The organism is Mycoplasma sp. Pen4 (assembly GCF_014352955.1).
Classification (GTDB): domain Bacteria; phylum Bacillota_I; class Bacilli_A; order Mycoplasmatales; family Metamycoplasmataceae; genus Mycoplasmopsis.
This window is the reverse complement of sequence record NZ_CP060691.1, coordinates 156604-172206: the sequence shown is the minus strand read 5'-3', so window position 1 is coordinate 172206 and position 15603 is coordinate 156604. Positions and strand designations below refer to the sequence as shown.

General features: G+C 26.7%; 8 protein-coding genes. 5 read left to right on the top strand and 3 right to left on the bottom strand.

The annotated features are described in order from the left end of the window. Positions 1-92: 92 nt before the first annotated feature. Entirely contained in the window at positions 93-2351 is a 2259-nt protein-coding gene (locus tag H9M94_RS00670; RefSeq protein WP_187469683.1) for a hypothetical protein, read from the bottom strand. 446 nt (positions 2352-2797) lie between these two features. Between H9M94_RS00670 and H9M94_RS00665 the strand changes: the two genes are divergently transcribed. The 5 genes from H9M94_RS00665 to msrA all read left to right on the top strand — a co-directional run bounded on the left by H9M94_RS00665 (position 2798) and on the right by msrA (position 14339). Then, on the top strand, positions 2798-8371 hold the full coding sequence (locus H9M94_RS00665) for a PA14 domain-containing protein (protein ID WP_187469682.1): 5574 nt from the start codon (positions 2798-2800) through the stop codon (positions 8369-8371). Positions 8372-8602: 231 nt separating this feature from the next. Further along, positions 8603-12265, top strand: coding sequence for a leucine-rich repeat protein (locus tag H9M94_RS00660; RefSeq protein WP_187469681.1), 3663 nt, complete (start codon positions 8603-8605; stop codon positions 12263-12265). A 193-nt stretch (positions 12266-12458) separates the two neighbouring features. Continuing rightward, positions 12459-12791 carry a hypothetical protein gene (locus tag H9M94_RS00655; RefSeq protein WP_187469680.1) on the top strand — a complete coding sequence of 111 codons (333 nt, stop codon included), beginning with the start codon at positions 12459-12461 and terminating at the stop codon, positions 12789-12791. Positions 12792-12938: 147 nt separating this feature from the next. Then, positions 12939-13307, top strand: coding sequence for a hypothetical protein (locus tag H9M94_RS00650; protein ID WP_187469679.1), 369 nt, complete (start codon positions 12939-12941; stop codon positions 13305-13307). A gap of 153 nt (positions 13308-13460) precedes the next feature. Then, the gene (msrA, locus tag H9M94_RS00645) at positions 13461-14339 is read left to right on the top strand and encodes a peptide-methionine (S)-S-oxide reductase MsrA (protein WP_187469678.1); all 879 of its coding nucleotides are present in this window, start codon (positions 13461-13463) and stop codon (positions 14337-14339) included. Positions 14340-14504: 165 nt separating this feature from the next. On the opposite strand, the gene H9M94_RS00640 is transcribed toward msrA, so the two are convergent. Both H9M94_RS00640 and H9M94_RS00635 read right to left on the bottom strand, forming a co-directional pair. Further along, positions 14505-14996, bottom strand: a complete 492-nt coding sequence (locus tag H9M94_RS00640; protein ID WP_187469677.1) for a hypothetical protein — start codon at positions 14994-14996, stop codon at positions 14505-14507. 136 nt (positions 14997-15132) lie between these two features. Beyond that, the gene (locus H9M94_RS00635) at positions 15133-15588 is read right to left on the bottom strand and encodes a hypothetical protein (RefSeq protein ID WP_187469676.1); all 456 of its coding nucleotides are present in this window, start codon (positions 15586-15588) and stop codon (positions 15133-15135) included. Positions 15589-15603: the final 15 nt, after the last annotated feature.

The following is a 15603-nucleotide window of genomic DNA, read 5'->3' as shown; positions in this document are numbered from 1 at the left end:
TAATTATTTTTATAATATAAAAATAAAAAAGTACAAAATTATTTAATTCATAATTGTACTTTTTAAATTTACTTAAAATCTTAAATTATTCATTATTTAAGCAACTCATATTTAAACAACTTTTTAGAGATATGAGTTTCATAATATTTATTAGTCATCTTGTTCAATTTATCTAATTCAGTATTTAGCATATCGTTCATTTTAAAAGTTTTCCCCTTTAATGAATTATAAAGTTGTTTATTAGTTTCTTTATAAATATTATTTCCTAATTCATCTTTTTTAAAATTCAAATTAAATAATTTGTTAATTTGTGCTGAACCATATACCAAATTTTTATCAAATTTTGTTATGCCTGAATAATGGTATAACTCACTTAATTGCTTTTGTAATTCTTTGCCTCGTAATATTTTATGTATTTTAGCAAATTGAGTAAGAATCTTTTTCTCTTCATTATCAAACTTATAATTATTAAAATACTTATCCATTTCGGTTTTATAACTATGCAATATTTCACCATCGATTTCTATATTAGAAAATACTAACTCATTTTGAAAAACTTGATCTTTACAATAATATGAAAAACACTCGTTTTTCTGAGTCATTGCAACTCAAAATGCACTTTTTCTTAAAAATTCTTCATCTTTTAGATATTTTTTACCACCATCACTAGTTGTAAAAATCACATCTTTTTCAGTTCAGCTTTTATGAATATATTTTTTAGCGGCAAAAAGTGGTAATTTGGTATAAAAATCAGTAGGATATAATAATTTTTTAGTTCCGTGTCCTTTTAAATCTTCATTTCTTCTCAGTAACCTACCACTAGCATTATCTAAATTAAAACCCGATACATTCAACATCGCAATATAATTTTCTTTATCTCTTGTATTATCAAAGTATGAATTAAAATTATTATAAACCTTCTTCACTACAATCGGTTCATCAATCATAAAAGCTGCATTATTTTGTTGAGGAATCAATGTGATAGGTTGTAGAGTTAATTCTTCTAATTCCTTAACTTCATTACTATTCTTTCATCAAATTAAGGATATTGCACTTTCAGAGGCATGAAAAAACTTTCTATTTAATAAATATCCCTGTTTAAATTCTTTATTAATCAAATGTTGTGATTTTCAGTATTTAATTGGACTATACAAAATTAAACTATCGCCTTCTTTTTTAAGATAATATTCAAAAGCACTTCAAATAAACTGACTCGATAATTCATTCGCTATTCTTCCATTAACCGTGCTTTCTTTCATTGCTTTTTTAACAAAAGTATCCCTGGCTTCTCCTGCTCCAGTTTTTCTCAAATTGGTAGTTTCATCTCTATAAGGCGGATTTTCTAATAAAATAACAGTACATTTGGGGTCGTTTACATATTCTAAACATTCTTTAAAAATCGGTTGAGACATGGCATCGCCGCCCGTTAAAAGTCCGTTTTCGTGATTTGGTTGAGGCGGTATAATTAACTTAACTTTATCTCCAATTCTTTTATTTAAAACAACTCATTCTCATAATTCATAAGTTGATACGATTGTATGTGATAATTCTTCATCTGTAAATAGTTCTTCAAGATTACCTGATCCAGCACATCTATCAATAATTACATAGTCATTACCATTGGGGACTTCGTTAATTGCTTGTTTAATCATTTTATATGAATATTTCGTATACTCTTTAGGAGTATAAAAAGCGCCAAGTTTTGCTTTATTATCAGGATCATTTAATAAATCCATAATATACTTAAAATCTTCTTCACTTCCTTTTCAAGGATTGATGAAATCTCTAAATTCAGTTGGGTTTTTTAATTCATGAAAAAAATCTGTTTTCGTAGCATTTTCAATACTTTTATAATATCTTTCAGCTCATCCAACTACACAAATTTGATCAATATTAATTTTGGTGAAACTTACATCTTTCATAATTTCTAATATCTTATCCATACCATCTCTTTTAAAAATATTTTTAATGATAATGGGTTCTACATTCTTTTCATTTAAGAATTCATTATTATGTTTACTTGCTCCACCAACATAAACTTTTTCAATCTCTTCAATAAAGTCTGCAGAATTATATAAAAATGCTTTTTCTTCATTTAAAGAAATTAACAAAATATTTTTAGGTATATTTTGGCCTTTTATTCTTTGCGAGGATAAATATTTTATTGCTTGATATAGCACTGCATTATAATTACCAATTTGTATTTTAAACTCAAAAATAACACCTTTATATATTCCGTCTGTATTATTTATTAATTTTACATTTTCATCATTTGGACTATTAGGATCTCAAATTCCATATTTAATAAAAAAATCTTGTTGACCTTGTTTTTCAGTTGTATAATTTGCCATTTATAAATTACCTTTCAAGTAACTAATTATCTATTACTTTAGGATCAAAAATTACATAAGATTCTTTTCTAAGATTTAATTATTTGTCTAATCTTAAAGTAATATGCTTAATAAAAGAAACGAAGGTTTCTCTAAGCAAACGACATTATATATATATATATATATATATATATATACCAAGCAAATTGTGTTACTTTATAGTATATGAAGATGAAAAAATACACAAACCCAATTTTTAAATCTAGCATAAACTTTTTTAATTTAAATTAACAATTTAAAAACTCAAACAAACCAATGTAAATTCAAAATTGTTTATATTCAATTTTCAAATTGGAAGTTTTCATAATAAATAATTAATATATTTATTAAACTATGGCTTAAAAGATACAAAATAACAATTTGTTGTTTCTTAATTGTATTAAAATTAATTTAATACAAGGAAATATATGAAAACAAGAAGATTTAAAAAACATTTATTAGTTCTTCCAATTACTTTTGTCAGTGCTATAACTCCAATTTTAGTTATTGCATGTAAAGGTACAAATGAGAACAAAAAAGAGAAAACACTCGAAATTAATGAAGAGCTAAACAAACTCAAAGTAACTATTAAAGAAACATCCAAAAACAAAACAAAAGAAAGTTTAAATATTGATGATTTTAACTTTTCTAAGATTAGTGATAAATATCAAATTGTTAATTTCAAAATAGAAAATTATGAAGTTGACAGACTAACTCTAAGTCTACAATTAAAAGACAAAAAAACACAAACATATTCAAAAAAGAGAACAATATCTCTATTTGACAATAGAAATTTCATGAACCCAATTGAACAATTGAATTCAGAAATCAAAAGTGTTTTACCTGCTTTCAATGGAGATATAACAAAAAAATATATAGGTGATGTTACAATAGATAATTTCACCTTTGTACGCTACGACAAAGACAAATATGAATTAGTTAATAAGTCGATAAATAAAAAAACTAATGGCACTGTATCTATTAGTTTCCAATTGCAAGATAAAGCAACTAAAGAATTATCTAATTTACGTTCAAATACAATTGATGGCTTTATAACTAAAGAAACTTTAATAAACAAATTAAACAATGAATTGTCTAGAATTACAATAACACCAAATGTAACTCCAAGTGAGACATTCATCACAGATATAAATCAATCAAACTTTACAATTGGTGAATATGATTCAGGGCAATACACCCTAGATGTAATTTCATTTACAAAAAACAACGATTCAGTAAGTTTTGTTGTTAGATTAGAAAACAAAAAATATAACTTATTAAGTGAAACGAGAAATATTGTAATTAATGGTTTTAAAAGAGAAATTCAATATCAAGAAAAATTAAACAACGTATTAAATTTATCATCACTTAATTATAATGGTGATAAAGTTTCTCTAATCGCGAGCGATATTGACTTATCTAAAATTGAATTAGTCGAAAACCCAAACATTGATAGAAACGTTTATCACTTGAGCAATGTTGAATTAGTCTCGACTTCTAATCAAACTGCTAGAATTCAATATAGAATCATTGATACTGCTAGAAACCTTTTATCAGATCCAAAAACATTTGAATTAGATGGTTTTTTAGACACTGAAACACTATCGAAACCTTTGATTCAATATTATCTCAAGAATGTAAGAATAATTGCATCTAACAATGGTTATTTTAAGAATAATAACGATGAGATAACAATCACTTCATCATCACTCAACCCAATTCTTGAAAACATTAAATATCAATGGTTTAAAGATGATTTACCTATTTATAATCAAAATACAAATAAACTATCAGTAAATAAAAATCAAATTGTAAATGACAGCAATTTCCATTTACAACTATCTACTATTTTTAATGATGAAGAAATCATTGTTAAAACACCTACAGTAGAAATTCACAAAAATAACCCATTATCATCAATTAATTTAAATTCTTCTGCAAATGGTTTAATAGTTGATAACAATAATACATTATCATTACAAAACGCTACTATTAATAACATTAGTAAAATTGATTGATACAAAAATAATGAATTATTTGCAAGCAATAATTTAGATAATCTTGAAACAAGTCAACCTGGTGAATATTATGCACTTTTAACAGATGACAATGGTGTTGAATGAAGTACAAATGTAATTCATGTTTCAGATAAAAAACTCCTAAATAATGATCAAGAATTTGCTAAAAAACTTACAAATGAACTTAACTTACAATCATTTAGCTCAAAAATATTAAGTTATCATGAAAGAACAGGAAATAAACAATACTATGTTACAGACTTAGAAACAAAATATGGTCAATATGGCTTTAGATATCCTGGTTATGATAATAACTATGAATCAAATGGCAATAAACGTAGATCTGATTATATTGATAATGGTAAACAGTTAGATTATTTAAATTCATGATTAAAATATCAAGAAAACGGTGAAACTAAATTTGTCAATATTTCAGATTTAGTTTTAGCTGAAAAAACACCAGATAATACCGATTATGCCGATCCCAATTGAATTAAAAAACAAATTCAATTAGGCGAATTAAAAGTTCACCCAGCAGTTAAAAACTTTTATGAAAGAAATGTCTTAGACACCACACAAGCAGTTGTTAAAAATATTCAAATCGCATCAAATATATTAGGTTTTAATTCAACTGGTATTTATATACCTGCTGGTGAAATTGCAACAATTCAATTTGATGATAATACTTATAATCTCCTTAAAGAAAATTATGCAAATAATAATGATTTTTTACCATTCCAATTTGTTATAAATGAAAATTATTGAGATAATCGACCTTTTAATAACTCAGGAAGAATTTCAAATAGATACCCAAGAATTCAATCAAATTTCACATATAGATTTAATGAAATTGACCCAGAAACAAAAAAACTTAAAATAGCTACTCCATTTGGTGGTTCATTATCAATTTCTTTAAATAGTCATTTATATAATAAGGATGGTTCATTCCATACTGTTAATTTAAGCATTGATGGTGGGGTAGAGCAACTCTTTTATGTCTATAAGCAAACTGATTTAGAAAATTGAAACACTCAAATTGGAAAAGTAAAATCAGGCGAAATATCATCGCCAGTATTTGCGATTCAAACTGATTATTCATCAATTTTAATTCCCTTTACAGCACCTACTACAATTGCAGGAGTCAATATTGATCACGCAATTTTCCCAGAGTATAACTTCAGAAAATGAGATTCATTTTATCAAATGTCATATGCATGAGGAAATTATGGTGCTTCTAAAGTTGTTTTAAATTATTGCAACGATGTTTGAGGTGGTGCAGGTGCTTGAGGTGGAAATGGTTATTTATACGCCGATACAAGTTGAGCAAGTTCGTATATTTCGGGCAAATCTGAATTCAGTTTTGACAACTGAGGTAACTACCATGAAATAAACCATAACTTCCAAGATTATCAAGATCCATTTAATATTCGTGATCATGGATGGACAAACATACCATCAATTATTGATATTTCGTTTGTAAATGATGAAAGCAGAAAAAGAAATTTAATTAATACATCTGGTAGATGAACTTGAGGATGGGCAAGACTTGCAAATGCATTTAATTTAACTAAAACAGGAAAAGATTGATATTCACTTTATAGCTTTTTAATCTACACTCTAGGTCCAGACAAATTTATGCAATGAGTCCAAAGTTCAGGTAGATCTGGTCATCACTGAAGCAATACTGCAACAGTTAAATATTTATCAGATTATTTTGACCTTAATTTCTACTATGCTTTAAGAACATATACAGATTTATTAAAACACAGTTCAAACTTTAGACGAGATGTTCCTAAATTTGGAAATGATTTTGAAAAAGAAACTACTTTAAATGCAATTAAAGCGTTTAATCAAGCGACTGAAAATTATGAAAATGCCAATAAAGCATTACAAGATGCAAAAGATAAAATTCAAATCGAAAAAGACAAAATACAAGCAGATAAAACTCTTTCTATTTTAGAAAAAGTTGAAAAGAATTTAGAATTAACAGCACAACTTTCTGACTATGCAGAAGCTCAAAAAGATGCATTAAACAAATTATCTGAAGCAAAAGAAGCCTTAAGAATAGCAGATTTAGATTATCCAAAGGATCCAAAAGTAGTTGAAAATATTGAAAGTATGCAAGAAAAAATGGGAATCGATTTTGTTGGTAACTTATATGCAATTGGAAACTACTTATATAATCCAAAAAATAATAGTTTTGAATATAGTTCCGATGTACAAGCACCTTTCCAAATACCTGCTTATGAAGATTACACATTTGATTTTGAAAAAGGTATTGCATCAGTTAATTCAAACTTTACATGATCAAAAATGACTTTCGAACCTACCACCAAGTGGTTTGGGACTTTAAAAGTTGATCCAACAAATCCTAAGAAACTAATTTATCATGCAAATGAAAATTACTTAAATCAAATTGATGAATTCGATTTAACGATTTATCCAGATAATTTCGAAGGTAAACCTTCTAATTATGTACCTGCTTATAAATTTAAAATTAAAATTAGAAATGTAGTTAATAAACCAACATTTTACATTTATAACAACCTTACAAACTTTACAGGTAATAATATTGATCAAGCAATTCAATATGCTAAAGATAACAATGTTGAAGCTTTAAAAATAGTTCAAGACTTCCATTTTAACAATGGTTCAAATAACTATTTAAATGCTGAGAAAAGATTAATTAAATCACACTTTAAATTTATTCCACCTGTGAGTGGTAATTATGAAATAAGAGGTCAAGTTGATGATCATTTTAAAATGTTTGTAAATGGTGAAAGTGTAATAACTAAAAATCAATGAATTGAGTATGCACAAAACTTATCTACTATATATTTCGATGCCAACCAAGTCTACGACATAGAAATATATGGATATAACTCTAGTGGTGCAGGTGGATTGAACGTATGGTTATTCAATGATAATAAGCACTATCAATTTGATGATTATGCACTAACAGAAAACTTCGATACAACAGGGAAAACCATTGAAGAATTAAGATCAATTTTAAACAATCCAGAATATCAATATAAACCAAGATTTATTGATTCAAATGATAGATTCACTTCACAAATCAATAAATACATTCCAAGTAAAAGATCTAAAACCAGATATACAATTTCTTCTGATGATCAAATTGATCAAGCAGAATTGAATAAACTATTAAACACAAATGTAAATGATGTTCTTTATATAGAAGATGCAAATGAAGCAACATTTAAATTTACCTTAGATCAAGCAAGTTTAATTAACAAAATGAGCATTACAAGAGTAGTTGATAAAACCAAAATTACTGATGATGATTTTGAAGATGAACCTGAAAACCACGAAAACGAAAGCGTTCCAGTTGTTCATAAAGATAAAGAAGAAAAAGAAGACACTGAATTTGTGCCAACACACTATATTGTCTATGGTGAAGATGTAAATGGAGAAAAAACAAAATTATTAGATTATTACTTAACTGATAACAAAGTACCAGCTATATTTGATTTAAACTTTATTAATAGTAAAGTGGTTAAAAATCTTTATCTAACTGTTTCAAAACCAACCAATGGTCTTAAATTAGTAAACGTGCAATTTAGTTTAGCAATAAACACAAACAAGATATTACCAATTAATTCTGAAAAAATCAAATTCTTTGGTAATTGAAAATTAGAAAATAACCAAACAAACATTGGATCAGTTGTTAATAATATCGCATTAACATCAAATACAAGTTCTGATTATTTAACAACCACAATTAATACAAATTCATTCGCAATTGTAGGTAAGGAAGATTTAAATTCAAGCAGTTTTGATGTTTATCTTGATGATGAATTAATTGGAAGCAACGTAACCACATCATCGGATACAAGAAAATTAAATGCTTTAATCTTTAGTTATAACTCACCAAAACCAGATAATAAACCGCACATATTAAAAATAGTTAACAAAGAAGATAAACTACTTGTTTTAAACTACATTCCTTATTTATCAAAATAACCCTTCACACTAGCTATTGCTAGTGTGTTTTCTTTTAGAGATGGTTTAAAAGTTTTAAACTATTATATTTTTTCAGTATACAAGAATGTGAAAATTTTTCATATTATCAGTCTAAATTTGGTGTTAATCTTGGATTATATATATATATATATATATATATATATATAATAACGGTACTCCAAGTGTTATTTTTCGACATTTATGGAGCAAAAAATGTGAAAAGAGACAAAAATGAAGATAAGAAAGAAAATTGCTACTTCTTTATTTCTTGGAACCATTGCACCATTACCTCTTATTTCAATTTCATGTACTGATAAAGAAAGAGAATCAAGAGTTCAAGAATTAAAGGACAAATTAAAAGAACTGGAAACTGAAATTAACCAGTCAAATGTTTTAGTTTCAACAGTAGGCGATAATGTTGATATTGACTTAAATACTCTTAAATCCAAACTTGAAACAGCTACAAAATTAGCAACAATTTCAACTCAAGATATTGAGAAAATTCAAGAAGTTAAAAACAAATTATTTGACCTAAAACAAGCAAATACAAACTTGAAACTAAACATCGAAAACTACAACAAAAAGAAACAAGAATTAGATGAATTATTAAAACAATTAAAACAAGAAATTCTTCATGCTAATGATTTATTGAACCCAGTAATCAATGCAAAAGATTTCAACTCAAATGAATTAAAAACAAAATTAACAAATAGCAACAATTACTTAACACAAAAATTAAGCATTACAAAAATCGATGAAGTTAATGCTGCTATTTTAGATCTTCAACAAATAAACAGAAAATTAGTTGTTGATATTCAAAATTACCAAGTTAAGAAAGAAGAACTAAAAACCTTATTAACTAATTTAGAAACCACAGTTAGTGAGTCGAAAAAATTATTTGAACCAGTTAAAAATGAAACAGATCTTTCTACTGAGAGTTTTAAAGAGAAACTAAATGCAGCCAAAGAATTGTTAATCACAGATAATTTAGGTATTGACAAAATTAGCGATATTAAAAGAATCATCACAGAATTAAACGAATCAAATACTCAATTAGAAAAAGATATTCAAAATTACAATATCAAAAAAGAAGAATTAAAAACCTTATTAACTAATTTAGAAACCACAGTTAATGAATCAAAAACTTTATTTGAACCAGTTAAAAATGAAACAGATCTTTCTACTGAAAGTTTTAAAGAAAAATTAAATTCTGCTAAAGAATTATTAACTACAGAAAATTTAAGTATCAGTAAAATTGGTGATATTAAGAGAAATATCGCGGAATTAAGTGAATCAAAAACTCAACTAGAGAAAGATATTCAAGATTACAATATCAAAAAAACAGAATTAAAAACCTTATTAACTAATTTAGAAACCACAGTTAGTGAGTCGAAAAAATTATTTGAACCAGTTAAAAATGTAACAGATATTTCTGCTGAAAACTTTAAAGAAAAATTAAATTCAGCTAAAGAGTTATTAGCTATAGAAAATTTAAGTATCAGTAGAATTGGTGATATTAAGAGAAAAATCGTGGAATTAAGTGAATCAAAAACTCAACTAAAGAAAGATATTCAAGATTACAATATTAAAAAAGCAGAATTAGATAGTTTAACTCCTGAACTTGAAAATATTTTCAATTCAGTAAGTTCAAAACTTGAAGCACTTAAAGATTTAGAACAATTCCAAAATCCAGAAGTTCAACTAAAATTAAATGCTGCTAAAGAATTATTAAGTGCTGAAAGTTTAAGCGTTAATAAAATCAGTGATATTAAAGATCTTATTACGTACCTAACAAATGCTGATAGAAAGATAAAAGAAGGTTTAGATGAATTCAAAAATAACATCATTACCGGTTTAGATAGTTTAAACACCCTAAACGATGATGCCAAGACATACATCACCAACTTAGTTAATGATAGTTCAAATAATCTCGGGAATTTAATTGAGGCAGATAAATTAAGTGGTCTAGCAAAAACAATGCAAAATATTTATAACGGCATAAAAGAACAAGTTTTTACAGTTAAAAGAGAATTCGAAAGTGAAAATACCATTATTTCACAAAACAAACAAAACGAACTAAATCCTGTTGTTCAAAAAGGTAGGGATCTTTTCACTTGAAGCGCAGATAATCAAACCGCTACAATTATTCCAGTTGCAAAAGAAGATTTAGAAAATAAATTACGTGAAGCAATTACAAATGCACTTGCAATAAGAGAAGAAGTGCAAGTCGTTATAACATACATAAATGAAATTAGATCATTTAGAAACATATACATTGAAAAAACAACTAATACAATTGCTGAATCTTTCAGAACAAACAATGAAATAGCAGAACAACTATATGATCAAAAACAACACCCTGAAAAATACTTTAGAACCAATATCTCAAATACTCAACTATTAGAATTAATAAATCCAAATCTAGAATGAATTTATTTACCTAATGTAAGCATCATTTCACGTAGTGCACTAGTTCCAGATTCTACAAGTGAAATGAAAGTCAAATATCTAATAGCACCAAATTTAGAAGCAATACCAAGTGGAGCATTTAAAGATTCAAATCTTCAACTTATTGATGCACCAAAATTAAAACAAATTGGTCAAGATGCTTTTAAAGGTTCAAAATTAACCAATGCATTTTTAAATTCAATAGAATTAATCAATAGTGATACGTTTGCTAATCTTCCATTAGAAAAAATTGATGCATTAAATTTAAAAACTATTAGAGATAATGCTTTTAGTTCAACACAATTGAACGAAGTTAACTTCCCACTTTTAGTAACCGTTGGTGATAATGCTTTTAAAGATTCGACATTAAAAACAATTGATGCACCAATGTTAGAAACCATAGGAAACAATGCTTTTAAATCATCACAATTGTTAGAAGTTAATTTAGCAAGTTTAAAATTTGTTGGAGTTGAAGCATTTAATAACACACCAATAACCAGAGTTATTACGCCAAATTTAATTACCGTTTCCGCAAATGCATTCGCTAACACAGGAAGTCTTTCTCATGTAGAGTTAAATAGTGCTTTAGAAATTAAGGATTTTGCTTTTTACAACTCAAGTTTAGACACAATTGATGCTCCTAAAGTAAAACAAGTTGCAAGCAAAGTTTTCAACAAAGCCACTAATTTAACAAATGTTTACTTCAATGAGATAGAAGTTATTAAGGATTATTTATTTAAAGATATTCCTTTAGTAAAATTTGTTGGACCAAAAGTTAGAGAAATTGGATATGGAGCCTTTTCTGGAACTAATTTAAGTGATGTGGATTTACCTGAACTTGAACTTTTACATGGTAGATCTGATGTGGCAGGAGTGTTCCAAAGATCTAAAATTAGAACTCTTAATGCACCTAAATTAAGAACAATAGGTCATGATGCCTTTAAATCTAGTGGGCTTACTAATGCAAACTTTCCAGCTGCCGAAACAGTATATAATGGTGCCTTTAGTGCGACAACATTAGAAAATGTAATTATGCCTAAGGTTAAGCGTTTTTATCAAAGCGCATTTGAAGATGCTACTTTCAGTAATACTGAATTAACATTCCCAGAGTTAGTACAAATAGATGGCGGTACATGTTATTTCATATCTGGTGCCGACCCATTTTATGGAGCATTTCAATCAACTAATATCACAAAAATAATTGCACCAAAATTACAAATTATATACTCTAGTGCCTTTGCTAAATCATCATTAACAGAAATTGATGCACCTAATGTTGAGAGAATAGGTGATGGAGCATTTTGTTTTACTGCATTAAAAGATGTAGATTTCAATAAATTAAAGAAAATTGGTAGAGGTGTTTTCTATAAAACTCCAAACGAAGATGAAATTCTTAAAAAAGTCTCAGCAATAATAGAAAATAATAAAGAACAACCCAATAATTAAGTCATAAAAGTACAAGTTATTATCTTGTGCTTTTGTTTTTTAAACTTTTATAATCAATTTGAAAAGATTTTTAAACAATAAAAGCTACAATTTTAAGAATAAGTTAATGCGTAAGACTTATTCATAATGAAATTCTATTTTCTGGTATTATTAAAATAATCATTTTGTAGTACAAACTTATTAAGGATTATTTATGAAATTAAAAAAATATATTCAAATATGATTTTTCTTATTCTTAGCTACTATATTGTCAACCATAGCGGGAGCAATTATGCTTGCAATTGCAAAAGAAAAAAGAGTTTCTGATTTCTCCGTTTTACCCGAAATATTAGGTGCATTGTTTTTAGTAGCAGCAATAGGCTCTCTTACTACAAGTATTGTATTTTATTTAATATGTATAATTGAGTCACACAAATTAGAAGACAATAACCATTTAGTATTCATCCTACTAATAATTGGTTTTTTTGTTCCGTTTGTTGGTTTTGTAGCTATGATGATGGGTTGAGTAAAAGCTAAAAATCTCTAACAAACTAATCAGCAAAATCATAATGAAAATACTATTGCATAATGGTGTTTTCTTTTTAAAATACTTCTTTAATATTAAGGGCGAATTTTGATTTTATAGTGTTTTTTGATATTATTAAATTAATCACATTACAATAAAGGAATATTGATGAAATTAAAAAAATATATCAAAATATGATTTTACCTAACTCTTATAAGTTTCGCCGCAATTATTATTGGGGCAATTCTTGTAGGAATATCATTTGGTCTAGGTCACCATGGTGCATCTATGATTCCGGCAATTTTTGGTTATATATCTTTTGCAGTAGCGTTTGGTGTTTTTGTAGCTAGGTTCGTATATTACATATTCTGTATAATCGAATCTCGTAATTTAAAAAATAACGATAACACAGTGTTTATATTACTAATTATCGGTTTATTTGTTCCAATTGTCGGGATTGTAGGTATTATCTTTGCATGAACAACTGTTAGAGACCTAAAAGAAACTGAAAATCATAATCAAAATACCATTTTATAATGGTATTTTCTTTTAACAAAAACTTAAAATTACAAATGCAAGTCAATTTTCACAATATTACCTAAAACATTAAAAATAAATAAAAAAACAAAACAAATTATGTGTTTTTAGATTTTAAAATATAATTTATTTTATTAATAAATAAGGAGTAAAATGCAAGATAAAACAATCATTTTAGCTGGTGGGTGTTTTTGAGGTGTTCAAGCATATTTCAAAAAACTACCAGGTGTTATAAACACAAAAGTTGCTTATGCAAATGGGCTTACAAAACAAACAAGTTATAAAGAATTAAAACTAACAGAACATGCAGAAGTAGTAGTGATAAACTACAACCCAAACATTGTTTCGTTACCGGAAATTATTTTAAGATTTTTAAGCATAATTGATCCATATTCTCTTAATAAACAAGGAGAAGATGAAGGATTACAATATCGTACAGGAATTTACTATACTGATGCAACAGATGTAAAAGTAATTGACTATGTATTAGATACATATGTTAAACAACATGATAATAAAAAATTAGCAGTTGAAGTAGAAGAATTAAAAAACCTTATTGATGCAGAAGACTATCACCAAGATTATTTAGACAAAAATCCAAATGGTTACTGCCACATAAATGTTATGGCGCTTTACCAAAACTTCTGTAATGTAGTTAAAAAAGTATCAATTGATGAAATTAATAATTTTAGCTTTGCATCATTAAGTTTTAACTTACCATTAGATCAAGAAGGAATTTTTGTAGATAAAATTTCTAAACAACCTTTATTTTCATCAAATGATAAACTTCGTGAAGAAAATGAATATGTTGTATTTTTAAAACCAATAGTTACTGATGCAATTACAGTACAAAATGTTGTTGATGTTTTAGAAATATACTCAAGCATCCAACAACTTCACATCGGGCATGTAAAACAAGTTGAAGATAATAAAAATGAATATTACATTAATAAAAACTTATTATCATTCATTGATATAAAAGACATAGAAAATTCTGAATTCGCCAAATACATAGCTTTTTTCGTTAAATAGTAAGATAGAAAATAATCATTGAAAAACAACTAATCCAAAATGTAAAGTGTAAGTTATCACTTTGCGTTTTTTATGGAAAAAAACATATAAAAATGCATATTCTACATAGAATATGCATAAATGTTTAATTTAATAAGTTTGAAATATTAAATAATAATCTTTATTTTAGTAGTCGTGCTTAATGGCTTTGACCAAACCGATTCAATTACATATCGGGACAAATAAACCAATTATCAATATTACATAACCAGGCATTTGCTTAATTGCTGTTCTAAAAATTAGTATGATGTATAAAATAAGATATATTGCTAATGCTGGCCATAAAATAGCACTCAACATTGTCTGAACCGTATCTAAATTAATACCTCCCAAAGTAAGTCCTAATTTAGCAACACCAACAATAAGAACCACAAACGATAATACTAGTGCAACTTTAGCTGTAGTAAATCCTGTCTTGAGGTTATTATTGTATTCACCTTCTTCTTTTACCTCTTCATAATTATCTTGGTTAGTTTCTTCTTGAACTTCTTTAATAACTTCATTTGGATCTTGATTAGTTCCTTTTTCCATTCCGTATGAAGTAACTGCATCACAATATTCACATTTTTCCATTAGTCTTGTAAATGTTGCGCCACATTTTGAACATTGTTGTTCCATATTATAAAATCACCTTTCTTTTTGTAATTTTTCATTATTGTTATTGATTCAATAAATCATTTATATGTGTTAGTAATTTAAAAAATACTAACGTCATTTTTTTATTTTAATTATCTAGTTTTGATTATAAATACCATTATAATAAGCCTTTATAATTAGTTTTATGTGTAGCGTTTTCATCATAATAGTGACGTAATAAAGTTTCTTTTGATCTAAAATCTTTATCGTGTTTCACCATAATAGCACTGTGCTTAAATATTAATAATGTTAATGGTACAAATATAGTCAGAACTATCGCAAAGTATATAAACATTCATAAATTAACTATAGGTTTAGGATCTTTAATTAAAAAGAAAAATCTTGCGAAAAATGGAGTTAATTGTAACACTATAGCAATAGTAAATAACCTCACACTAATTCCACGTGCTAATTTATCACTTAAAATTACAAATCATCCAATAACTAAAAATCATATAATCGCAAACACTTTAATTGCTATATATCAGTAGAAAACTGTTCCAACACCTGTGATATATCCTAAAAGTAATGAGTCAATAAGAATTGGAATAATAATTGCTACAATCAATATCATCCCAAAGTTATCGCA